The organism is Pseudarthrobacter sp. NPDC058119 (assembly GCF_042884655.1).
Lineage (GTDB): Bacteria > Actinomycetota > Actinomycetes > Actinomycetales > Micrococcaceae > Arthrobacter.
The window spans coordinates 281,558-304,284 of sequence record NZ_JBHVTN010000006.1 but is presented as its reverse complement, the minus strand read 5'-3'; the positions used below and the strand labels follow the sequence as shown (position 1 = coordinate 304,284).

Below are 22,727 nucleotides of genomic sequence, written 5' to 3'. Positions count from 1 at the left end.
CATGAAGCGCGTAAAGGAACAGGTGCGCGCACTCCATCGCTTCGAACCCGCGAACGGAGACCACCTTGCCGCCCTCCGCGTGGCCATCAGCGTGGCCGTCCCCTCGTTGTTCCTGCTGGCCCTGGGCCGGCCGGAACTGATCATCTACGCCGTCTTCGGCGCCCTGACCGGCATGTACGGCCGGCACGAACCTCACCAGCTGCGGCTCCGCCACCAGGGCCAGGGTGCCCTGGTACTGCTCACCGGCGTGGCCGTGGGCGTTGCCCTGTCCATCAACCACATCCACTCCTGGTGGCTGGTGGCCGTGGAAGCCACGCTGGCCGGCGTCGGCTCGGTCTACGCGGACAGGGTGCGGCTGAAACCAAACGGGCCCTTCTTCGGAATCCTCGCCCTGGGCGCCTGCGCTTCCGTTCCCACCGCGGTCCCCTGGTACGCGGCCCTGCTGATCGCAGTGGGATCCTCGGTGTTCTCCATCCTGATTGGATTCAGCGGCTGGGTGCGGCAACGGTCCTGGGAGCCAGGGGCCACCCGGAGCGTCCCCCGCCGTTCGGCGGCGGGCCGCCGTGAGTTGTCAGTCCACGCCGCCCGGTATGTCCTGGCGGTGGGTGCAGCCGGGGCGGTGGGCGTCACCAGCGGCTCAGGCCACCCGCATTGGGCCATGGCTGCGGCCGCCGTTCCGTTGGCCGGGGCGGACCTGCCCAGCAGCGTCAGGCGGGGTATCCACCGCATCGTGGGGACGTTCCTGGGGCTGGGGGTCACCGCCGTCGTCCTCATTCCCGGGCCGTGGACCCTCTCGGCGCTGTACCCGGCGCTGCAGGAGCCGGTACACCGGGCGGTGGTGCTTGCCCTGCTGGTGCTCCTCTTCCAATTCGCCACCGAACTGTTCATGACTCGGCACTATGGCCTGGCCATGGTCTGGTTCACCCCCGTGATCCTGCTGATGACCCAGCTGGCCTCCCCCATCGAACCGAAGGTCCTGATCCTCGAGCGGGCCGTGGAGACGTTGGTCGGCGCGCTACTGGGGATCCTGGTGGTGGTGGCCCTCCGCAGGTCCGGTTCGAGGCCGCGGAAGGGCCTTCCCCGCCCTCCGGGCAGGACCTCCCCCCTACTTCGGCTTCCGCGCCGGTCCGGCCATTAGCCGCGCCGGAGCTACCTTGGCCACCGCTGCCACCACTTTGTAGCGCTTGGACGGGATAGAGACCGCCTTGCCTCGTTCGTTGTCCGCCAGGCCTTCGCTGACCACCCGCTCCGCACGCAGCCACGTCCAGGACGGGGCCACGGATTTGTCCATCCCCATCCGGTCGTGGAATTCGGTGTGGGTGAAACCGGGGCAGACAGCCGTGACCCTGACGCCGCGCTTGCGGTAGGCCAGGTTTGCCCACCGGCTGAAACTCACCAGCCACGCCTTCGCAGCCGAGTAGGTGCCGCGCGGCAGGAACGCGGCCACGCTGGCCACATTGATGATCCTGCCGTCCCCGCGCTCCAGCATGCCCTTGAGGGCCGCGTGGGTGAGCACCATGGACGTTTCCGCGTGCAGCTTCAGGTGGCTCGCCTCCTCCGCCGGGTGGTTGTCCTCGAAATTGTGCAGCAGGCCGATCCCCGCATTGTTCACCAGGATCCCCACCGGCCGTGCGGCGTCCTTGAGGCGTTCGACGACGGTTGCGACGTCGTCGTCGTTGGTCAGGTCCGCGGGAAGGACCTCAGCCGAAACACCGTAGCTGCGCTGGAATTCCTCCGCCGTTTCCGCCAGCCGGGAGGCGTTGCGTGCCACCAGCACCAGGTCATGTCCCTGCGCGGCGAGCTGCTTTGCGAATTCGTGGCCCAGGCCGGCGCTGGCGCCGGTGACGAGTGCTGTGGTTCGGGTGCTGGTTGGCGTCATGCTGCAAGCCTAGCCAGCGAATGTATTTTGCGGGCCGCTAGGCTGGTACCGCCGGCAGCCGTCCGGGCTGCTGCCGTGAAGGGGGAAACATGGAACAGCAACAATCCGGGGCGCTCGGATTCCGTGAAGTGGACGGGCACGGGCAGCCCGTAGCGCCCGAAGCCGATGCTGCTGGGCCGGAAGTCAATGCATGGAGCCTGCGGGCGCCCAACCCGTTCATCGTGGTGCTGTGGCTGCTGTGCGCCGCCATGATTGCGGCGGGCCTGGGCACCCTGCTGCGGGGCCCCATCTCCATAGGTCCCATGAGCAACGGGTTATCCCTCGACTTCGTGCTGTTCACGTTCGCGCCGCACCTGGTGTTGATGGGCTTCGCTGCCCTGGTCATCCTGCTTTTCTGGCACGCCTGGCAGTGGCAGCGCCGGCGCGGCTGAGCAAAAATTTCCCACGGGCAACTTGTGCAACATTTAGTAAGCATGCTTTGCTTATGGTGATAGATGAACCTCCGCAAGCAGTTCGCGGCGGGGCTGCCAGTGTTGGCAGTTCCGTGAAGAAGCCCAAGGAAGAACATAATGACCACCGCAATGGAATACCAGCTGACAGCGTCCGGGGAACGCACTGAAGCAGCTGGCCAGCTCCTGTCCGCCACCGTATCCGCGGACGCAGGGCTGCTGAAGACCTTGAACTCGCGGATGCACTGCCGTACGCCGATGAAGCGCGTCGACCCGGACGAACTTCCGGTCCGGCAGCCCGTCTATGTGGACGGCAACACGGTGGTTGCCCTGCGTCCCGGCTCCGTCCCGGAGAGCATCGTCACCTACCGTTGCGCGTGCGGCTTCACCATTGACGATCCGGGTGCCGCGGCTGCGCTCAGCGACCAGGCCCTGGCCAGCTGAACCACCGCCAGCTGACGCTCGCGCCGAGACTGATGCCGGCGCACCGGGATCAGCCCTCCGGCCAGTCGACGAACTGCTCGTAGCCTTCGTGCTTGCGAAGGTAGCTGGAAATGAACGGGCAGTGCGGGATGATCCGCTTGCCGGTGGCCACCACGTCATCCAGGGCAAAGTGCGCCAGGACCTTTCCCAGTCCCTGGCCCTCAAAGTCAGGGCCGGTTTCGGTGTGGGTGAAGTCGATGTGACCGGGAAGGTCGTGGAAGAAGGCCTGCACCGCGAGCCGTCCGTCCACCAGGAGCTCGTACCAATGCTGTTCGTCGTTGCGCCTCAGTGAGACGTTGGCGGTGAACTTGTCCTCCGCGGACGTGGTGTTCTCGGTCATGGTTCGACACTGGCACTACTTCAGTCCGCTGGCAATGGTCCTTCGGCCATGGCGGCGCCGGAACGGCTGCCGGCGGCCCAGCGGTGAACCGCGCAGCAACAGGAGGGCCGCCGAGAAGCACACGGTTCCGGCTGCCAGCAGGCCCAGCGAGAGTCCGCTGAGTGCGGCGTCCGCCACTGGAATGAAGACCACCACGACGGCGGCCCCCGCCACGGCGGGCCGGCAGCGGATGGTGGGGGCCGGCGTCGTCCGGTCCTCCATGCGGCCGAAGGCTGCGGCCACCGGCAGGAGCAGGATGACCAGCGCCAGCACCACCAGGGGACGGGACCACCACCATTCGGCGGTGCCGGCGGCGGGCTTGGGGAACGGCACCAGGAGCAGCAGCCCCGACATCGCGCCCAGCAACGGCAGGTGCCACAAGTACACCGTCAAGGACCGGCTGCCCGCCATGGCCACGAGGCGGCCAATCCAGCTGACCTCGGCGAGCGCCGCCAGGACCGGCCGTGCCAGTTCCATCACGGCCAGCTGGGAAACGCCCAAAAGGACCAGGGTGAGGTTGGGTGGATTGAGGTTCACCAGCATGTTGCCGGTGTACAGCCCCAGCCCCGTCACCAGGCCCAACGCAAGGTTTGCTGCCAACGCGATGGCCAGCAGCCCGGAACGGGAAAGCCGCGACGTCCAGCCGTCCACCGCCAGGAAACCCAGTTGCTGCACTGCGCACCACACGAACACCAGGTTTGCGTAGGCAAGGTTCGGCAGCGCCCCCCGGAGGCAATCCACGGCAACCACGAGGCCGAGGAGCAGGCCGAGCGCCAGCCAGGGGGAACGCGCGTGCAGCGCAGCCAGCAACGGGATGTTCAGCTGCGCAGCGAGGTAGGCCGCCAGGAACCACAGGGGCATGCCCGCACCGGTGGCCATGAGTTGGACTACCTGCTGGTCTACCCCGAGGGCACGGGCCAACGACAATCCCAGGACCATCGCCGCAAGCAGGGCGGTAGTGGGCCGTAGCAGGCGCAGGAGCCGTGCACGGATGAACTGGGCCGCCGTGCCGCCCCGCGCCTTAAGCCGTCGCCAGGACTGCAGGCCGGTCGCGCCCCCGGTAACGAAGAACAGGGGCATCACCATGAAGATCCAGATGACGGGGACAAACCAGTCCTGGTCGCCAAGGGTGTTCTCCGTTGTCACGGTCCCGTCCGGGCGGAGGACCGGACTGACCATCATGGAGTGGCCCACCACCACCAGCGCCAGGCAGATGAAACGGACAAGGTCGATGGCCGGATCACGGTCCACCGTGTCCGCCCCGGTTCCTGTCCCCCGCCCTACGGTGCTGCGCATGGGACCTACAACGATTCGACGCTGCCCACGGCTCTATTGTGCCCCCGTTGCAGGCAGGTTTTTAGGACCATAAGGCCCGGGATGCCCTACTGCAGTGTGGCCAGGACGCCCAGGACGACGGCGAGCAGCGGCGTGGTGCCCTGGGTTGCGGCCGCGCGGAGGTACCTGCGTCCGGTGAGCGCCAGGACGGCGGCCGCCAGCAGCATGGAGCCGCAGCAGCTGAAGACGAGGGTCCAGCCTGCCACGGCCTGCGCCGATCCGGCACCGCCGAAAGCCACAAGGCCCACCCCGATGAACGCCCCGATGGCCAGGAACAGGTTGTAGTAGCCCTGGTTGTACGCCAGGGATTTGGTGGTTTCGGCGTCCTGCTGGGAGGCGACACCGAACCGCTTCCAGGTGGCGGGCCGGGTCCAGGTGAGGGACTCCATGGAGAAGATGAAGACGTGCAGCGCGCCGGCGAGGAAGGCAAAAAGAAGGGAGGCCAGGATCATTGCTCGATCCTAGCCTCCCCCTCAGCGGGACTGTCCTATCGCGCCAGCGTGGCCAGCGTGGTGCCGGCAAACCCCTTGGCCGACTGGTTCCACAACGCCAGCAGGCCCTGCAGGTTCTCGCCGTCGGCGCGGTGGGCGGGAAGCTGGTCCTGGAGGGTGGCCAACACGCCGGTGCGCAGTTCGGTGTTGAAGTTGACCTTGCCCACGTTCATGGCGGCGGCTTTCACCAGCTCCTCGGCCGGGATGCCGGAGGCACCGTGCAGCACCAGCGGAATGTGGATCCGGGCGGCGATGTCCTGCAGCACGTCCCAGCGCAGCCGCGGCTCGCCTTTGTACTTGCCGTGGACGTTGCCCACGGCAACGGCCAGCAGTTCCGCGCCGGTGCGTGAGACGAAGTCTTCCACCTGCGCGGAGTCGGTCAGGCCCGCGACGTCGACGCCTGACTGGCCGGCCTCAAAAGCACGGTCCTCATCCCCTGCCAGGCCGCCCAGTTCGGCTTCCAGCACCACGTCGTCGCCCAGCAGGGCCCGGGCAGCCCGGACCAGCGCAATGTTGTCCTCATAAGGGAGGGACGAACCGTCGGCGAGGACGGAATCCGCCCCTGCCGCGACGGCGTCGGCCATCACCTTCAGGTCTGAAGCATGGTCAAGCTGCACGGCGACCGGGACGGCCGCGGCGTCCGCCAGGCCACGGAGGGCAGCAATGAGGCGGAGTCCGTTGGGGGTGGCGGCGGTCTTGGGGGCCACCAGCAGGATCACGCCGCGGCCGGATTCCTCGGCGGCGGCCACGACTGCCAGCGCGGTGGTGAAGTCGTAGCAGGTGAAGGCCGGCACGGCGGAACCCTGGTGGAGGGCGGAGGTGACCAGGTGGTCCAGTCTGGTATGCATCAGGCGCCCAGGCCTCCCACCAGGATCCAGGCCACGAAGGTCAGCGCGAAGCCGGCCAGGCCCAGGATGGTGGTCAGCACGGTCCAGGTCTTCAGGCCGTCGGAGACGGTGAGGCCGTAGTAGCGCACCACAACCCAGAAGCCGGCGTCCGTCACGTGGGACAGGCCAAGGGCGCCGAAGCCGATGGCGATGACGATCACGGCGATCTGTGCAGGGCTGTAGCCACCGCCACTGACCGCGGCGGACAGCAGGCCGGTGGTGGTCACGATGGCCACGGTGGCCGAACCCTGGGCGGCGCGGAGGGCGAGGGAGATGATGAAGCCCAGGAGCAGCAGCGGCACGCCGAGGGTGTCCAGCGTCTTGGAGAGGGCGCCGCCGATGCCGGAAACCTGAAGCACGTTGCCGAACACGCCGCCGGCCGCCACCACCATGAGGATCGAGGCGATGGGAGGCAGGGAGCCCTCGAAGATTTCACCGGTTTCCTTGAAGGACCAGCCGCGTCGGACGGCCAGCAGGAAGAAGGACAGCGCCACGGCCACCAGCAGGGCCAGGAAGGGGTTGCCGATGAAGGACGCGAGGCCATACAGCGGATCGGACTTAGGGATGACGAGCGTCCCAACCGTGCCGAGCAGGATCTGCACGATGGGCGCTGCGATCAGGAAGATGATCAGGCCCGGCCGTGGGGGTGCGATGGCGGCGGCGCCGGGTCCGTCATGGCCCGCCTTGACCAGTGATTTGGAACCGAATTCTTCAACCTGGGTCTTCACCGCGGGCAGCAGTTCGTAGTCCTTGCGGTTCATGATGGAAGCCACCCAGTAGGACAGGAAGCCCAGCGGCACGCAGATCAGGAGCGAAATCAGGGCGATCAGTCCGATGTCAGCGCCGAGCACGCCCGCGCCGGCAACGATTCCCGGGTGCGGCGGGACAGCCACGTGGATGGAGAGCATGATGCCGGCCATGGGGAGGCCAAACTTCACGGGGTGGACCTTGGCGATCTTGGCGAAGGCGTACACGATGGGCACCAGCACGATGATGCCCACCTCGAAGAACACGGGGATGGCCACCAGGAAGCCGACGGCGGTCAGCGCCACGGCCACGCGCCGGGCGCCGAGCTTGCGGGTGAAGTGGTCCGCGAGGGACTGGACGCCGCCGGACACCTCGATCATGCGGCCCAGCACCGCGCCGAGCGCGATCAGGATGGCGACCTTGCCCATGGTGCTGCCCACACCGCTGGACACCACGGTGAAGATGTCCTGCAGCGGAATAGTGGCGGCCACGGCCACCAGGATGCTGACGGTCAGCAGGGCCACGAAGGCCTGGATCTTGAAGCGGATAATCATCACCAGCAGGATGGCGATGCCCACCGCTGCGATGGTGAGCAGTACCGGGGTGCCCAGCTCAACGGCGGGCTTGATGGCCGGGGCATCGGCCGCCCGCTGCAGCAGCGGGTTCATCAGGTGGTTCACAGGGGGATGTCTCCTTTGACGTGCCGGTCCCGGGGCAGGGCGGCAGCAGGGAATGGTGGGGTGGGGAACGAACGTCGCGGGACTGCGCCGGCAACGCTGGGAGGTACGACGACGGCGGAGGGGGGACCGCCGTCGTCGTACCTTTTGCCGCGAGGGCAGGAGGGTGGCTTACTTGGTGCGCTGGCTTACTTGGTGCGCTTGGCCGGCGCGACCACCTTGATGACGGCGGAGTCATCGGCGGCGGCGAGGCCCTGGGCCTGGCCCAGCAGGTAGAGCTGTTCGGCGGCGGCGGCCACGGGGGCTGCCAGGCCGGCGGCGCGGGTGGCCTTGCCCACGATGCCCATGTCCTTGACGAAGATGTCCAGGCGGGACAAGACCTCTGCGCCTTCTTCGTTGTAGGCCTCGAGGATGCGCGGGCCGCGGTTGGAGAGCATGAAGGAACCGGCCGCGCCTGCTTCCAGGGCGGCGAGGGTCTTGGCTTGGTCCAGTCCGAGCGCGTCCGCCAGGGCCAGGGCCTCAGCGGCGGCGGCGATGTGGACGCCGCACAGGAGCTGGTTGACGGTCTTCAGGGCCTGGCCGTCGCCGGGGTTGTCGCCCACCACGGTGAGGGTGGAGGCCAGCAGGTCCAGGGCCGGGGCTGCCTTTTCGCGGGCCTCGGGGGAAGCGCCGACGACGATCAGCAGGTCGCCTTCGCCGGCACGCTTGGGGCCGCCCGAAAGCGGGGCGTCCACCAGGTCCACGCCGTATTCGGCCAGCTTGGCCACCGTGGCGGGGATGGCGTCGGTGCCTACCGTGCTGCCCAGGATCACGACGGCGCCCGGCTCCAGCACGGAGGCCACGCCGTTCTCGCCGAAGAGGACGTCGTTGAGCTGTTCGCCGTTGCGGACGGCCAGCAGGACGGCGTCGGCGCCCTTCGCGGCTTCGCGGGCGGTGCCGAAGGTGGCGATGCCGGCTTCGCGGGCCAGTTCCAGACGGGGTTCGGCGATGTCGAAACCGTGAACGGTCAGCTGGGAGGCCAGCCGGGTGGCCATGGGCAGGCCCATGGCGCCGAGGCCCAGGACGGTGACGGTGTAGTTGCTGGTCATGGTGTTTCTCCGTTGAATTCTTGCTGGGCGGGCCCACGCGGGCGAGGGACCCGGCCCGAGCTTGCGAGGGTTGGGAGGCGGTGGGGACTAGAAAGTGTTGCTGAGTTTGCGGGTGACCTGGGCCAGGGAGTCGTCGTCGCCCACGTTGCCGGCGAAGACGATGTACGGGATGCCCTTGGCGGGGCCATCGACGGGTTCCCAGAGGGAGACGATGCCCGGCAGCATGGGACCGCGGACGATCGCGTGGCGGATTTCGAGGCCGTGGGCCGCGACGTCCGAAGAGGTGATGCCGCCCTTGGCGATGACGAAGCGCGGCGGGAAGGTCTTCAGGGTCCGGTTGACCACGTCCACGACAGCGGCTGAGACGGTCCGGGCGATCCGCAGGCTTTCGGCGGGGTCGTCGGTTTTGATGAGCAGGCGGCTGGTGTGGACGATGACGTCGCCGGCGTGGAGGGCCTCGACGACGGCGTCCACGGTCTGGTCCAGGTGGGCCTTGGCTTCGGTTTCCTCAGCGAGGAGCCTTTCGACGTCGATCTCAATGATGCGCGCGGAGCCGTGCTCCGCGGTGAGGACGTTGAGCTGGCGAGTGGTGACGCCAACGTGCGAGCCCACCACGATCAGGCCGCCGGCCTCAGACGGGGTGTTGCCGGCGTAAGCCTCCTCGGCGGTGAGTGCGGTGCGTACTTCCTGGCCGATGCGGCCGCGGACGAACGGCGGGCCCACACGGTACAGGAGCTTCTTGCCGCGGCGCTCGGCTTCTTCCAGGCCAAGGGCCAGCGCGCGGAAGTCGTTCTCGGTGACGATGTCCGCGACGATGGGGGTGGAATCGGTGGCCGGCTCGATGGCGTCCGCGATCGCTTTGGCGGAGATGGCCGGGTCCTGCGCGGAGGCACCTGCACGGATGATGTCCAGGTCCAGCACGATCACGGAGTCTGCCGGGAACCGGCCCTGGGACTTCTCTGCTATGTAGTCGGCCATGACGGACGTGCTGAAGCCGAAGGACGCGTCCTTGGCGAACTCGGTCCCGGAGACCGGGACCAGGGTTCCGGTGGCGTCACCGGTGCCGCGCATGTAGTGGACGCCGCCAATGGTGAGCCGGCCGGCGTCGGGGAAGGCGGGTACCAGGACGACGCCGTCGGTCTTTTCGCCGCTGACCTCTGCCACCGTGGCTGCGATGACGTCCGGTTCCAGGGGGAAGTGGCCGCGGAGGGTGGAATCGCTGCGGCTGACGAAGCCCAGGCGCAGCTTGTCCAGGGAGCCTGCAGCGGCCAGGGCGTTGCGGACCACTTCCTCGTTCCGCCCTGCCGCCTCGGCCGGGTCAAGGCTGCGGGTATTGGTCAGGACGTACACGGCGGGCTTGCCCTGGCCGAAGGCCCAGGTGAAGTCTTCCACGTCCCAGCGGGTGAGCACCGGCAGGTCCGCCACGGACTGCGTGCCGGTGGGGTCATCGTCGAGCACTACCAGGACACGGGGAACGTCCGCGTTGGAAGCGGCCAGCGTGGCAGCAACCAGCCCGGCGGGAATCTCGAGGTCTGCCGGATAGGCGGCCAGAACGTCTGCTTCAAGCGTCACAGTGCACTCCGTTGTGTAGCGATCCGGGCTCGCGGATCCTGATGTAAAGGTAACTGTAAGATGTCAGACATCTTGCATTCGAAAATTAGTGTGGCACACGGCATACGGACGCGCAAGTACACTTGTCTGACATATCCGCCAGGCGTCGGCCGGAAAGAGTGATCGGGGGGAACATGGCAAGGAAGTCGCTGGTGGGCGTGGTGGCCGACGAGCTGCTGGACCGCATCATCGAAGGCGAGTTTCCGCCCGGCTCCATCGTCCCAGGCGAGCATGAGCTGAGCGCCCGCCACGAAGTCAGCCGCATGACCGTGCGTGAGGCAATGAAGACACTGCAGGCCCAGCGCATCCTCAGCGTGGAGCGCGGCAGGGGAACCTTCGTTAATCCCTTGAGCCGCTGGGCCTCGCTGGAAGCAGTACTCCGGGCCGCGTCCGAGGGCAAGAACGACGCCGACGCCTCCATCCAGCTCATCGAGCTGCGCCGGATGCTCGAAACGGGCGCCTGCGAACTGGCGGCCGGCCGGATCGCCGAGGAGGACATCGCTTCCCTGTTCAACTACGTTGCGGCCATGAAAGCCGCCCATGGCATCAACGACGTCGCAGCCTTCGTGGAAGCAGACCTCGCCTTCCACGACGTCATCCTGCGCGCCTCCGGCAACGTGTTCGTCTCCGTCCTCTTCGAGCCGCTGCACCGGGTACTGGAAAAGCGCAGGGCCGAGACCTCCGCCGTTCCGGCAATCCAGGAGCACGCAATCGGCCACCACCAGAACATCGCCGAAGCACTGGAGTCCCGCGACGCCGCCCGCTCGCGCCAGGCCATGGATGCGCACATGCAGCAGACGCTCGATGACCTGAAGCAGCTGGTCCTGGACGTCAAGTAGCTTTTCGGCGCGGTTCACGTTGCCGCGGACCCCTGTTCAACGCTCCCGCAGGCCTACTAGGCTTCAGGGACGGCCCGCAACCGGGAGCAACGATGATCACGAGGAGCGAAGTTGTCCAACCACACGTACAGCATTTCTGAAATTGTCGGCACCTCCACCCAGGGAGTGGACGACGCCGTCCGCAACGGTATTGCCCAGGCGTCCAAGACCGTGCGGAACCTCGACTGGTTCGAGGTCAAGGAGGTCCGCGGCCACCTTGAGGACGGAAAAATCGCGGACTGGCAGGTGACCATCAAGATCGGTTTCCGGCTCGAAGAACACTAGGCCAAGCAAACTGACCCGCCGCCGGCACCTTCCCAGTGCCGGCGGCGGGTCAGCCCTGTTTAAGGCGGCCCTAGTTCGCGGTGCCCGGGCTGCGCCGCCGCCAGACGGTGGGCACGCCGTCGAACGCCGGAAAGACATGGCCCTCAAAGAACGACAGGACGGTGTGTGGGTCCAGGTCGGGGCTCCACAGGCCCGATGCCGGGCAGTGCGAACCGGTAGCGGTGGACGCGGCGCCGGCGGATGCCTGGCGTTCCTTCAGCAGGGCGATGCGTTTCATCGTTGAGACCATCCTGGGTGTTGAAAGTGGGCGTGGGTAAGCATGTACTCCCACCCTAGGGAAGGACCGGCGGCCGACCAATGGGCGGCTGGCCAGAATCACCCCCCTCCGCTGGACGAATGTACAGTAGCTCACACCCGGGCCCCGCGGGGCGGACTGCTCAGCCCGTGGCTTCGGCCTGGGTTGAGGCAGCGGCGTCCCGTCCCAGGCCAACCTCCGGCACGGCGCCGAGGCTTCCCAGCAGGGCCAGGGCGTCCGACGACGGCGTCCCGGGCCGGGCGGAATACACCCTCAGTGTCTGGTCGGGATCCTCCGGAAGGACCAGGTTTTCAAAGTTCAGTTCCAGGTCCCCCACGGACGGATGGTGCAGCCGGACGGTCCCGGCAGCCCGCGTGGCCACACGGTGCCCCGCCCACCACTGGCGGAAGTGTTCGCTGTGGACCGCCAGCTCGCCCACCAGGTGGCTGGCCTGGGGATCGTTGGGGTGCCGGCCCACGTCCAGCCGCAGGGATCCCGCCGCTTCGGCGGCAACCGTCTTCCAGTCCCTGAACAGCTCCCGCGCAGCGGGGTCCAGGATGGTCCAGCGGGTCAGGTTCCGCTCTGCCGGGGGCAATGAGGGGAAATCAGCAAACAGGAGGAAGGCCATCCTGTTGCCGGCCAGGACGTCGTTCCGGCGGCCCAGCACCATGGCGGGCACCTCCCCCACCGCGTCCAGGAGCTGGCGCAGTGCCGGCCGGACGCCCTGGGCAGCGTTGGCGCCGGGCTCGCGGGGAGCACCGGCGCAGTTCTCCAACAGGTCCAGCATGTGCGCGTGCTCGCTGCTGTCCAGCCGGAGCGCCCGGGCCACGGCGTCCAGGACAGTGCGGGACGGGTGGATGTTCCGGCCTTGCTCCAGCCGGACGTAGTAGTCGGTGCTCACGCCGGCCAGCCGCGCCACCTCCTCACGCCGCAGGCCGGGAACCCTGCGCGCCCCGGTGCTCGGTCCCGACCCGGCGACCTCCGGGCTCAACCGGGACCGCATGGCTTTGAGGAATTTTCCGAACTCGGCGCTTTGACCCATGCAGACCATTGTGCCTGCGCGGGACGGCCTGCTCCACCACGAAGGTAGGACTGGCAGTCCTAGGAAAAACAGGAACAGCCTTGCCTGCTGACTTGGTGGCCGGAAGTGCATAGGCTCGGGAGTGAGCCGGTGGAAACCGCTTTCTCTCCCGTGGCAACCGGCAGCAACCTCCAGCACGCATCTTCCAGCAACACATTCCAGAAGGAGCACTCCCATGTCAGAGCTGACACTCAACAACGGCGTCACCATCCCCCAGCTTGGCTTCGGTGTTTTCCAGGTTCCGCCGGAAGACACCCAGCGGACGGTGGAGGACGCCCTGGAAGCGGGCTACCGCCACATCGATACCGCGGCCGCCTACCGGAACGAAGCAGGAGTCGGGGCGGCCCTCGCAGCCACCGGCATCGCGCGCGAGGACATCTTCGTCACCACCAAGCTGCGCAACGGAGAGCAGGGCAGGGCGCAGGAGGCCTTCCAGAATAGCCGCAAGGCACTGGGCCTGGACTTCATCGACCTCTACCTCATCCACTGGCCGGTTCCGTCGCAGGGCCTCTTCGTCCAGGCATGGAAGGAGATGGAACGGCTTTACGAGAACAAGGAAATCCGCGCCATCGGCGTCTCCAACTTCCTCTCCGACCACCTGGACACCCTGCTGGAATCCACGGACACCGTGCCCGCCGTCAACCAGATCGAGCTGCACCCCAGCTACCAGCAGGCCGACCTTGCCGCCAAGTGCCGCAACCTGGGAATCGCCGTCGAAGCCTACAGCCCCCTGGGGCAGGGCGGGGACCTCAATGGAAACGCCGTGACCTCGATCGCCGCCGCCCACTATGCCACCACCGCCCAGGTGGTGCTCGCCTGGCACCTGGCCAACGGAAACATCGTCATCCCGAAGTCCGCGAACCCTGGCCGGATCAGGGAAAACTTTGCGGCCGCGTCCCTGAAGCTGTCCGACGACGAACTGGCCGCCATCACCGGTCTGGAGTCCGGCGCGCGCATCGGCTCGGACCCCGCCGTCGCCTCCTTCACCCAGATGTAGGTTTCGACAAGCGCAACACCCGGCCGGACAGCACAACCACCGGCAGCCACTGCCAACTACGCAGGCCTCCTGAAAGGATTTTCCATGCAGTACACGCATCTGGGCCGCTCCGGCCTGAAAGTCTCCCGCCTTTGCCTGGGCACCATGAACTTCGGACCCCAGACAGAGGAAGCGGACGCCCACAGCATCATGGACTCCGCGCACGGGGCCGGCATCAACTTCTTCGACACTGCCAACGTCTATGGCGGAGCCGAGCACCGCGGCTGGACCGAAGAGATCATCGGGCGGTGGTTCGCCAAGGGCGGCGAGCGCCGGGAGCACACCGTCCTGGCCACCAAGCTCTACGGCACCATGACCGACCGGCCCAACGAGTCCAAGCTCTCCGCACTGAATATCCGCCGCGCACTGGACGCCAGCCTCAAGCGACTGCAGACGGACTACATCGACGTCTACCAGTTCCACCACATCGACCGCGATACGCCGTGGGACGAGATCTGGCAGGCCATCGAGGTGGCGGTCCAGCAGGGGAAGATCCTGTATTCGGGCAGCAGCAACTTCGCCGGCTGGCACATCGCCCAGGCGCAGGAAGCTGCCCGCCGCCGGAACTACACCGGCCTGGTCAGCGAGCAGTCCATCTACAACCTGTTCATGCGCCAGGTTGAACTGGAAGTCATCCCCGCCGCACAGCAGTACGGGCTGGGCCTGATTCCCTGGTCGCCGCTGCAGGGCGGGCTGCTGGGCGGGGTGTTGAAGAAGGAACGTGAGGGCGTCCGCCGTACCGAGGGACGGGCCGCCGAAACCCTGAAGAAGCACCAGGACCAGATCCGCCAGTACGAGGACTTCGCCGACGAACTGGGCCACGAACCCGGCGACGTCGCCCTGGCCTGGCTCCTGCACCAGCCAGCCGTGACGGCTCCGATCGTTGGCCCGCGTACGCAGGAACAACTGGACGCCGCCATCCGCGCACTGGATATCACCCTTGACGCCGACGCCCTCAAACGGCTGGACGACATCTTCCCCGGGCACCGTACGGCCCCGGAAGACTACGCATGGTAACCCTGCTTGCGGCGGATACCGTGGCCCCGAGGAACATCCTCTTCATCGGCGGCACCGGGGTCATCAGCGCGGCGGCGGCAGAACGCGCCGTCGGGCTGGGCCACCGGCTCACCATCCTGAACCGCGGCCAGTCCACCCGGCCCATCCCGGAGGGCGCGGAGGTGCTGCACGCAGATGTCCGGGATGACGCGGCGGTCCGGGAGGTGTTGGGCGGAAGGGAGTTCGACGCCGTGGCGGACTTCATCTCCTACACTCCGGACCAGGCGCAAGCCAGCATGGAGTTGTTCCGGGAGCGGACCGGACAGTACGTGTTCATCAGCTCGGCCTCCGCGTACCAGAAGCCTCCCACCAGGCTTCCGATCCTCGAGTCCACGCCCTTGAAAAACCCATTCTGGCAATACTCCCGGGACAAGATCGCGTGCGAGGAGCTGCTGTTCAAGGCCTACCGGGAGGACGACTTTCCACTGACGGTGGTGCGCCCATCGCACACCTACGACCGCACCAAGATCGCCATGGTGGGCGGCTGGACTGACATCCACCGCATGCGCGCCGGGCTGCCGGTCATGGTCCACGGCGACGGCACCTCCCTGTGGACGCTGACCCACAGCAGGGACTTCGCCAAGGCGTTCGTGGGCCTGCTCGGCCGGCCGCAGGCAGTTGGCGAAAGCTACACCATCACCTCCGACGAATACCTGCCCTGGAACCAGATCTACCGGCTATTCGCCCGGGCAGCCGGCGTCAAGGAACCCGAATTGGTCCACGTGGCGTCCGAAACCATCGCCGCCCACGATGCCGAACTGGGTTCCAACCTCCTGGGCGACCGGTCCCACTCGGTGGTCTTCGACAACACCAAGATCAAGTCCCTGGTTCCCGGCTACACGGCCACCATTCCGTTCGCGGACGGTGCACGGGAGATCGTTGAGTGGCACGACAACCACCCGGAGCTGCAGCAGGTCAACGAGGCCTACATGCAGCTTTCCGGCAAGCTCACCGGCTGGGCACGCCAAGGCGCCTGACCCGCTGGAGCAGCGCCGGCTGGCCTGACGCCTCCTCCGGCAGGCCAGCCGGCGGACCATCGCTGTGCTACATTTCGGCGCATGACTTCGCCCCCTCCCAGCCGTCCCGTCGATGGGCACCCTTCCGATGGGCCCGTTGCGGCAGCCATCAGCCTCCTGGCGGAGCAGGGTTTTGATGGAACCTCGGTCGAGGAGCTCGCCGAGGCCTCGGGGATGAGCCGCAGCACGTTCTTCCGCAGGTTCGGGTCCAAGGAAGACGTTGTCTTCGCCGACCACGAGCGGATCCTGCACCAGGTCAACGACCGCCTCGCCGAATCCAGGCTTGGGCCGCTGGCCGCTGTGGCGGACGCGGCGCTGCTGGTCTTCGACCACCACCTGCGGAACCCGGAAACCTCCCGGGCCCGGTATGGGCTTTTGCAGGCCGTTCCGGCCCTCCGGGACCGGGAGCTGGTGACCTCGCACCGCTACGAGCGGGCGTTCCTGCAGTACCTGAATGACAGGCTGCCCCGCAGCGGACGGCGCGAATACAAGGCCGTTGCGTTCGCGTCCGCAGTGGTGGCCGTGCACAACGCCTTCCTGCGGGAGTGGCTGCGGGCGGCACCCGGCGCCGGGGACACTGCCGCAGGAGACCGGGAGAGAGCCACGGCCCTGGCCGCCGAGCTCCAGGACCTGGCGGAAACGTTCCGGCCTGCTCTCCTCGGCAGCGCGGCAGCGGCCGCCGCGCCCGCCCCACCTGCGCCGACCGTCGTCGTCACCGTCCTTCCCGGCCCCGCCGACAAGGACGCCATTGCCCAAGCAGTCCGGGACGCGCTCCCGTAAAGCCGGTCATACCCAACCTTGGTTGGTACTCAGTTTCTTGACGTGGAACCGCGTTTCAATGCATCCTTGAACCGTGTGGTGCACGCCACATGCTCCGGCCGCCGCGCCGCCGCTGATTCAAAAGGATGCAGATACATGACGACGTCGTCGCCCAGCCTCGCGCCCACCCGCACCGGAGACCCTGCCGGCTTCCCCTCCGGGACGGTAGAGCCCGAGTACGTCCTGACCGAAGCCCTTGGGACGGACCCGGCGTCCATCCTGGCCGGCGTCAGCGACGAGGACCGCGTGTACTGGGACCGCGCCCGCAGCTTCGTCCAGGATGAGGTCCTCCCGGTCATTGACGGCTACTGGGAACGCGGCGAGTACCCGTTGCACCTCCTCCGCCGCCTGGGCGAACTGGACCTGCTCCGCGATGGCATCCCCGTGGAGGGCTTCGCGCCCATGAGCAGCATGGCCGCCGGCCTGGTGAACATGGAGATCAGCCGGGGCGACGGTTCCGTGGCCACCATGATTGCGGTTCAGGGCGGACTGGCCCTTCGGTCGGTTGCCGAGTGTGGATCCGCGGCGCAGAAAGAGCACTGGCTGGCCGCCATAGCCAAAGGCACGGAATACGCGGCCTTCGCCCTCACCGAACCAACCCACGGCTCCGACTCGGTGGCCCTGGAAACCACGGCCACCCGCACGGAAGGCGGCTTCCTGCTCAACGGCGAGAAGAAGTGGATCGGCAACGGCTCCGTGGGCGGCGTCAGCGTCGTCTGGGCCCGGGGCGACGACGGCCAGGTCCACGGCTACCTGGTACCCCAAGGCTCTCCCGGCTACACCGCCACGAAAATCGAAGGCAAACTTGCCCTCCGCGCCATCTGGCAGGCGCACATCCGGCTGGAGGACGTCTTCGTCCCGGAAGAAAACGTCATGCCGGGCGCACGCACGTTCAAGGACACGGCCCGGGTCCTCTTGGCGACCCGCCTGGGCGTGGCCTGGTCCGCCGTCGGCCACGCCACCGCCTGCTACGAAACGGCCGTCCAGTACGCCAAGCAACGGAAGCAGTTCGGCCGGCCGCTGGCCGCATCCCAGATCATCCAGGAACGGCTGGCCCGAATGCTCAGCGAACTGGCCACCATGCAGCTGATGGTGGTGCAGATGACCCGCCTGGATGAGGCCGGGACACTCACGCCGGAGCAGGCATCGCTGGTGAAATACACCTGCACCCGGACCGCCCGCGGCATCGCTTCAAACGCCCGTGACCTGCTGGGCGGCAACGGCATCCTGCTGGGAAACCGGGTAGCCAGGCACCTTGCCGACATCGAAGCCATCCACACCTACGAAGGCACCGAAACCATGCAGGCGCTCATCATCGGCCGCGGCATCACCGGAACCTCCGCTTTCGCCTGAGCCCCGAGCTCCACTCCGCCACCCGTCACCCCCTCGAAAGGACCGTTCTTTGGACCAGAACGCCAACATCCCCGTCATCCTTGGGGGCGCCCGCACCCCGTTCGGCAGGTTCCGCGGCGGCCTCACGCCCTTTTCCGCCAGCGAACTGGGCGCCCACGCCATCCGTGCCGCGCTGGAACGCACCGGCGTAGCGCCGGAGCAGATCGGCGCCGTCATTGTCGGCCAGGTGATCCAGGCTGGAGCCGGCCAGGGGCCCGCACGCCAAGCCAGCCTGGCCGCCGGAATCGGCTGGGACGTCCCCACCATCACCATCAACAAGCTGTGCCTGTCCGGGCTCACCGCCGTCATCGACGCAGCCCGGATGATCCGGACAGGGGAAGCCGACTTCATCGTGGCCGCCGGCCAGGAATCCATGACCAACGCACCGCACCTGGTCCCCGGGCTGCGCGCCGGCGTCGTTATCGGCGATGCCCCCATGCTGGACTCCCTGAACCATGACGGATTACAGGACCCGGTGAGCGGGAAGCTGATGGGTGAGGCTACCGATTCCGGCAACGCCGAACGGGGCATCACGCGCGAAGAGCAGGACGCTGTGGCGGCCCGGTCCCACCAGCGCGCCGAAGCCGCCCGCGCGGCCGGCATCATGGCGGAGGAGATCGCACCCATCGAAATACCGCAGCGCAAGGGGCCCGCCGTGACGCTTGAACACGACGAGGGCATCCGTCCGGACACCACGGCGGAATCCCTGGCCCAGCTCCGCCCGGCGTTCTCCAAGGCGGAGACCGCCACCATCACCGCAGGGTCGTCGTCGCCCCTTTCCGACGGCGCCGCAGCGCTGGTCATTGCCAGCAAGGCAGCCGCGGAAGCAGCGGGCCTGGAGTGGATCGCCGAGATCGGCGCCCATGGTCAGACCGCGGGCCCGGATGGATCCCTGCACTCCCAGCCGGCCCGGGCCATCGAGCGTGCGCTCAAGGACCAGGGGCTGACCGTCCAGGAGCTGGACCTGGTGGAAATCAACGAGGCCTTCGCCTCGGTCCTCATCCAGTCCGCCAACGACCTCGGCATCGACACCGCAACCGTCAACGCCGAAGGCGGCGCCATCGCGCTCGGCCACCCCGTGGGCGCCTCGGGCGCGCGCCTGGTGCTGCACCAGGCGCTGGCGCTGAAACGCCGCGGCGGAGGCACCGGCGTCGTAGCCCTCTGCGGGGGCGGCGGCCAAGGCGATGCCCTCATCCTCACCGCGTAACCATCCCACCAGCGTGACTCTCCCACCGAAGAAGCAGGCCATGACCAACACCAACTCCGCCGACGGCTTCGCCACCATCTCCGTCGCAGCGATCCTCGCTGAATCAGCCAAGAGGACTCCGGACAGCATCGCCCTCGTCGTCGGTGAAGACCAGGTCAGCTACGGCGACCTGTGGCGCCAGACCCGCGCCTATGCCGGTGCGCTGCGCGCCCGCGGCGTTGGTCCGGGAGACGCCGTCGCCGTCCTGATTCCCAACGTGCCGGACTTCGCGCGGGTGTACTACGCCATCCTTTCGCTCGGCGCCATCGTCGTCCCGGTCCACGCCCTGCTCAAGGCCCGCGAGATCGAGTACGTCCTGCAGGACAGCGGCGCCCGGCTGATGATCTGTGCCGCTCCCCTGCTCACGGAAGGCGCTGCCGGTGCTTCGGCCAGCGGGGTCGACGTGCTGACGGTCATGGCGCCCGACGACGGCGGGTTTCCACGGCTGGAAGCGGAGGCGGACGCCGCGGAGCCGATCCGGACGTACGAACCCTGCCGGCCATCGGACACGGCCACCATCCTGTACACGTCCGGCACCACGGGCAAACCGAAGGGTGCGCTGGGGACACACTTCGCCTTGGTGGAGCAGACCTCGGTCCTGCTGACCAGCGTGATGGACTTCCGGCCGGGCGACACCCTCTTCGGCGGGCTGCCGCTCTTCCACACCTTCGGCCAGACGGTGGTGCTGAACACGGGCCTGCGTGCCGGGGCCACCATCGTCCTGATGCCCCGGTTCACAGGCCCGGATGCCCTGAAGCTGCTGGCCCGGCACAACGTCAACATCTTCCTTGGCGTGCCCACCATGTACGTGGCACTCCTGGAAGCTGCCAAGACCGTGCAGGAACGGCCCACCGCGCTGCGGTACGGCATCTCCGGCGGGGCGTCGCTTCCACTGGCCGTGATGGACCGTTTCCGTGACGTCTTCGGCGTGGAAATCCATGAGGGGTACGGCCTGACGGAAACCTCGCCGGTGGCGGCCTTCAACCACGTGGGCATGCAGCCAAGGCCCGGCACCATCGGGATTCCCATCTGGGGCGTCGACATCGAAATCGCCCGCCCTGAGGTGACGGAGCGGATAGAGCTGCTGCCCAACGGCGAACTCGGCGAGCTGGTCATCCGGGGGCACCTGTTGATGAAGGGGTACCTCAACCGGCCCGAGGCCACCGCTGAGGCCGTGGTGGACGGCTGGTTCCGCAGCGGCGACCTTGGCACCAAGGACGACGACGGCTACCTCACCATCGTGGACCGCAAGAAGGACATGATCATCCGGAACGGCTACAACGTGTACCCGCGGGAAGTGGAGGAAGTCCTGCTGACCCATCCCGCCGTGGTCAGCGCGGCCGTGTACGGCATCCCGGACGACGTCCACGGCCAGGAAATCGCGGCCGCCATCGTCCTGGACGCCGGGGCCACGGTCACCGAGACCGAGCTAATGGACTTTGCCAGCGCCCAGCTCGCGGCCTACAAATACCCGCGCGTGGTCAGGATACTTTCCGAACTCCCGCTCGGACCCAGCGGCAAGATCCTGAAGCGGAAACTGGCGGAGGAACCGGCCTAGGCCCCGATGGCAATACCGTCCGGGCCGTCCCGGATCGCGGGCACTGGGAGCCGGGACGGCCGCAAGGGGGCAGACTGGTCGCATGACACTTGCACCGCTCATCGACCTCAATGACGGCAACAGGATCCCGCAGTTGGGGCTTGGCACCTGGCCCCTGGACGACGAACAGGCGGCCACCGCCGTCGTCCAGGCTGTTGAAGCCGGTTACCGGCACATCGATACGGCCGTCAAGTACGGCAACGAGCGCGGTGTGGGGAACGGAATCCGGGCCTGCGGCGTGGACCGCGGCGAGCTGTTCATCACCACCAAGCTGGACGGAGAATTCCAGGGCCACGACCGCGCCGTGGCAGGCCTGGAAGGGTCCCTGGCGCGCCTGGGCCTGGATTACGTGGACCTGCTGCTGATCCACTGGCCCTTGCCCGGCAGGGACCAGTACGTTTCCACGTGGCGGACCTTCGAACGCCTACAGTCTGACGGGAAGGTCCGGTCCATCGGGGTGTCCAACTTCAAGCCCGCACACCTCGAACGCCTGATGGCGGAGACTGATGTGGTGCCGGCCGTGAACCAGATCCAGCTAAGCCCCGCCATCACCCGGTCTGCAGAGCGGGAATTCCACAACCGGCACGGCATTCTGACTGAGTCCTACAGTCCGCTGGGCGGCTCGGGAGCAGGTTTGTTGGACGCTCCCATCCTCTCCCGGCTGGCGGAAAAGCATGGCAAAACGCCTGGCCAAGTGGCCCTGCGGTGGCACGTACAAAACGGATTGGTAACGATTCCCAAGACGGCTTCCCCTACCCGGATGGCGGAGAACCTGGACGTGTTCGATTTCGCCCTGGACCCGCAGGATCTCGCGGATTTAGCGGCTCTGGACGAGGGGCCCGGGGCAGGTAATGACTCGGACAGGACGGGACACTAAAAGCGCCTGAACTGCTCCTCTCCCAAAAAAACGGGGTTGGCAAAAAGATAGTAAGCATGATTACTATTGAGCCAGAAGGATGAAGTGCCTCCGGAACCTGGAGGCCTCCTTTACCTAGGAAGAGAGCTTCAAATGGGATTTATTGCATTTCTGATTCTCGGACTTATTGCCGGTGCGATCGCTAAGGCGATCCTTCCGGGACGCCAGGGTGGCGGCTGGATCATCACCATGGTGCTCGGCGTCATTGGCGCTTTCCTCGGTGGCTGGCTGGGCGGGATGATCTTCGGCAGTGGACTGCAGGAGTTCTTCTCGATCCAGACATGGCTGCTGGCGATCGTCGGCTCGCTGATTGTCCTTGCCATTTACGGCATGGTCACCAAGCGCAGCGCCCGCGGCTAACTGCACGGGCACGCCAGGAAGCCGGCCTGGGGAATCATCCCCGGGCCGGCTTTCATTTTCCCCGGCAAGTGGCGCCAACTGGCCCCTGCCGGGACTGACAACCTTCTCGCAGAGCAGGAGATCATCGTGAAAAACAAGCTTCTTTTGGGTGTTGGCGTTGCCGTGGGCTACGTTCTCGGATCGCGGTCAGGCCGCGCTGCCTACGACAAGTTGAAGGCCCGCGCGGCCGGCATTTGGGACAGCAAGCCGGTGCAGGACAAGGTCTCCGTAGCGACGGAAACCATCAAGGAAAAAGCCCCTGACGTGGCGGACCAGCTTGGGGAAGCGGCCCGCAGGGCAGGCACTGTGATCGGCTCTGCAATGCACCGCGACAGTTCCGCGGGCCATGCTGCAGCAGGCACTTCCACCGGACCTTCCACGGGAACCGGCACCGGCGGCGCCCTCGGCGAGGACCACATCCCCGCCCACAGCACCCACCCCGAGACCACCAACCTTGGTACTTCCGATGGGACCGGCACGAAGTCCTGACTCCTGTTTCATTACGTGGCCGCAGCCGCGTGACATGGGAGTGAAGCAGCTTTGTGCTACAACTGAATCGCCTTGCCGGCCGTCGCGATCCTTGGGGGACGCGGCGGCCGGCAGTGCTTAATCGGGCCCGTTTAAATCCCGCCGGACGTGTCGAACGTGTCGGACCTTTCGAACGTGCCGGCGTCCGCGAACGCCC

General features: G+C 67.2%; 25 protein-coding genes. 15 read left to right on the top strand and 10 right to left on the bottom strand.

The features are described 5' to 3' along the window. Nucleotide 1 precedes the first annotated feature (1 nt). The gene (locus tag ACFVTD_RS14875) at nucleotides 2–1,138 is read left to right on the top strand and encodes an FUSC family protein (RefSeq protein WP_387564354.1); all 1,137 of its coding nucleotides are present in this window, start codon (nucleotides 2–4) and stop codon (nucleotides 1,136–1,138) included. On the opposite strand, the gene ACFVTD_RS14870 is transcribed toward ACFVTD_RS14875, so the two are convergent. Then, nucleotides 1,106–1,879, bottom strand: a complete 774-nt coding sequence (locus ACFVTD_RS14870; protein ID WP_387564352.1) for an SDR family NAD(P)-dependent oxidoreductase — start codon at nucleotides 1,877–1,879, stop codon at nucleotides 1,106–1,108. The genes ACFVTD_RS14875 and ACFVTD_RS14870 overlap by 33 nt on opposite strands. An 89-nt stretch (nucleotides 1,880–1,968) precedes the next feature. On the opposite strand from ACFVTD_RS14870, the gene ACFVTD_RS14865 reads away from it, so the two are divergent. Both ACFVTD_RS14865 and ACFVTD_RS14860 read left to right on the top strand, forming a co-directional pair. Further along, the gene (locus ACFVTD_RS14865) at nucleotides 1,969–2,310 is read left to right on the top strand and encodes a hypothetical protein (protein WP_387564350.1); all 342 of its coding nucleotides are present in this window, start codon (nucleotides 1,969–1,971) and stop codon (nucleotides 2,308–2,310) included. 138 nt (nucleotides 2,311–2,448) lie between these two features. Beyond that, a complete protein-coding gene (locus tag ACFVTD_RS14860; RefSeq protein ID WP_387564348.1) occupies nucleotides 2,449–2,772 on the top strand; it encodes a hypothetical protein in 324 nt (107 codons plus the stop codon). Nucleotides 2,773–2,821: 49 nt separating this feature from the next. Here the strand turns inward: ACFVTD_RS14860 and ACFVTD_RS14855 are convergent, their stop codons facing one another. The 7 genes from ACFVTD_RS14855 to ACFVTD_RS14825 form a co-directional block, all read right to left on the bottom strand. Next, complete coding sequence (locus tag ACFVTD_RS14855) at nucleotides 2,822–3,151, bottom strand: GNAT family N-acetyltransferase (protein WP_387564346.1); 330 nt, start codon at nucleotides 3,149–3,151, stop codon at nucleotides 2,822–2,824. A gap of 15 nt (nucleotides 3,152–3,166) precedes the next feature. Next, nucleotides 3,167–4,486 carry an acyltransferase gene (locus tag ACFVTD_RS14850; RefSeq protein ID WP_387564344.1) on the bottom strand — a complete coding sequence of 440 codons (1,320 nt, stop codon included), beginning with the start codon at nucleotides 4,484–4,486 and terminating at the stop codon, nucleotides 3,167–3,169. A gap of 86 nt (nucleotides 4,487–4,572) precedes the next feature. After that, nucleotides 4,573–4,977, bottom strand: a complete 405-nt coding sequence (locus tag ACFVTD_RS14845; RefSeq protein ID WP_387564342.1) for a DUF1304 domain-containing protein — start codon at nucleotides 4,975–4,977, stop codon at nucleotides 4,573–4,575. 35 nt (nucleotides 4,978–5,012) lie between these two features. Beyond that, a complete protein-coding gene (locus ACFVTD_RS14840) occupies nucleotides 5,013–5,864 on the bottom strand; it encodes a class II fructose-bisphosphate aldolase (RefSeq protein WP_387564340.1) in 852 nt (283 codons plus the stop codon). After that, nucleotides 5,864–7,330: a GntP family transporter gene (locus ACFVTD_RS14835; RefSeq protein WP_387564338.1), complete on the bottom strand. Its 1,467-nt coding sequence runs from the start codon at nucleotides 7,328–7,330 to the stop codon at nucleotides 5,864–5,866. Before ACFVTD_RS14835 ends, ACFVTD_RS14840 begins: the two co-directional genes overlap by 1 nt. Before the next feature lie 185 nt (nucleotides 7,331–7,515). After that, a complete protein-coding gene (locus ACFVTD_RS14830; RefSeq protein WP_387564336.1) occupies nucleotides 7,516–8,415 on the bottom strand; it encodes an NAD(P)-dependent oxidoreductase in 900 nt (299 codons plus the stop codon). An 87-nt stretch (nucleotides 8,416–8,502) separates the two neighbouring features. Continuing rightward, a complete protein-coding gene (locus tag ACFVTD_RS14825; protein ID WP_387564334.1) occupies nucleotides 8,503–9,987 on the bottom strand; it encodes a four-carbon acid sugar kinase family protein in 1,485 nt (494 codons plus the stop codon). Nucleotides 9,988–10,160: 173 nt separating this feature from the next. On the opposite strand from ACFVTD_RS14825, the gene ACFVTD_RS14820 reads away from it, so the two are divergent. Then, the gene (locus ACFVTD_RS14820; RefSeq protein ID WP_387564332.1) at nucleotides 10,161–10,865 is read left to right on the top strand and encodes a FadR/GntR family transcriptional regulator; all 705 of its coding nucleotides are present in this window, start codon (nucleotides 10,161–10,163) and stop codon (nucleotides 10,863–10,865) included. A 111-nt stretch (nucleotides 10,866–10,976) separates the two neighbouring features. Then, nucleotides 10,977–11,189, top strand: coding sequence for a dodecin (locus ACFVTD_RS14815; protein ID WP_387564330.1), 213 nt, complete (start codon nucleotides 10,977–10,979; stop codon nucleotides 11,187–11,189). 70 nt (nucleotides 11,190–11,259) lie between these two features. Here the strand turns inward: ACFVTD_RS14815 and ACFVTD_RS14810 are convergent, their stop codons facing one another. After that, entirely contained in the window at nucleotides 11,260–11,466 is a 207-nt protein-coding gene (locus tag ACFVTD_RS14810; protein ID WP_056331347.1) for a hypothetical protein, read from the bottom strand. 160 nt (nucleotides 11,467–11,626) lie between these two features. Continuing rightward, entirely contained in the window at nucleotides 11,627–12,526 is a 900-nt protein-coding gene (locus tag ACFVTD_RS14805; RefSeq protein ID WP_387564328.1) for a helix-turn-helix domain-containing protein, read from the bottom strand. A 214-nt stretch (nucleotides 12,527–12,740) separates the two neighbouring features. Here ACFVTD_RS14805 and ACFVTD_RS14800 point away from each other — a divergent pair, with 214 nt between their 5' ends. From ACFVTD_RS14800 to ACFVTD_RS14755, 10 genes are all read left to right on the top strand, one after another. Continuing rightward, the gene (locus ACFVTD_RS14800; RefSeq protein WP_387564325.1) at nucleotides 12,741–13,562 is read left to right on the top strand and encodes an aldo/keto reductase; all 822 of its coding nucleotides are present in this window, start codon (nucleotides 12,741–12,743) and stop codon (nucleotides 13,560–13,562) included. 84 nt (nucleotides 13,563–13,646) lie between these two features. Then, on the top strand, nucleotides 13,647–14,618 hold the full coding sequence (locus ACFVTD_RS14795) for an aldo/keto reductase (RefSeq protein WP_387564323.1): 972 nt from the start codon (nucleotides 13,647–13,649) through the stop codon (nucleotides 14,616–14,618). Next, a complete protein-coding gene (locus tag ACFVTD_RS14790) occupies nucleotides 14,612–15,634 on the top strand; it encodes an SDR family oxidoreductase (RefSeq protein WP_387564321.1) in 1,023 nt (340 codons plus the stop codon). Before ACFVTD_RS14795 ends, ACFVTD_RS14790 begins: the two co-directional genes overlap by 7 nt. 81 nt (nucleotides 15,635–15,715) lie before the next feature. Beyond that, nucleotides 15,716–16,453, top strand: a complete 738-nt coding sequence (locus ACFVTD_RS14785) for a TetR/AcrR family transcriptional regulator (protein WP_387564319.1) — start codon at nucleotides 15,716–15,718, stop codon at nucleotides 16,451–16,453. Nucleotides 16,454–16,588: 135 nt separating this feature from the next. Then, on the top strand, nucleotides 16,589–17,845 hold the full coding sequence (locus ACFVTD_RS14780; protein ID WP_387564317.1) for an acyl-CoA dehydrogenase family protein: 1,257 nt from the start codon (nucleotides 16,589–16,591) through the stop codon (nucleotides 17,843–17,845). Between the two features lie 49 nt (nucleotides 17,846–17,894). After that, nucleotides 17,895–19,091, top strand: coding sequence for an acetyl-CoA C-acetyltransferase (locus ACFVTD_RS14775; RefSeq protein ID WP_387564315.1), 1,197 nt, complete (start codon nucleotides 17,895–17,897; stop codon nucleotides 19,089–19,091). A gap of 40 nt (nucleotides 19,092–19,131) precedes the next feature. Then, nucleotides 19,132–20,688: a long-chain fatty acid--CoA ligase gene (locus ACFVTD_RS14770; RefSeq protein WP_387564313.1), complete on the top strand. Its 1,557-nt coding sequence runs from the start codon at nucleotides 19,132–19,134 to the stop codon at nucleotides 20,686–20,688. 82 nt (nucleotides 20,689–20,770) lie between these two features. Beyond that, a complete protein-coding gene (locus ACFVTD_RS14765) occupies nucleotides 20,771–21,604 on the top strand; it encodes an aldo/keto reductase (RefSeq protein ID WP_387564311.1) in 834 nt (277 codons plus the stop codon). A 132-nt stretch (nucleotides 21,605–21,736) separates the two neighbouring features. Next, nucleotides 21,737–22,003, top strand: coding sequence for a GlsB/YeaQ/YmgE family stress response membrane protein (locus tag ACFVTD_RS14760; protein WP_387564309.1), 267 nt, complete (start codon nucleotides 21,737–21,739; stop codon nucleotides 22,001–22,003). Nucleotides 22,004–22,129: 126 nt separating this feature from the next. Further along, entirely contained in the window at nucleotides 22,130–22,531 is a 402-nt protein-coding gene (locus ACFVTD_RS14755; RefSeq protein ID WP_387564307.1) for a YtxH domain-containing protein, read from the top strand. The last annotated feature ends 196 nt before the right edge of the window (nucleotides 22,532–22,727 follow it).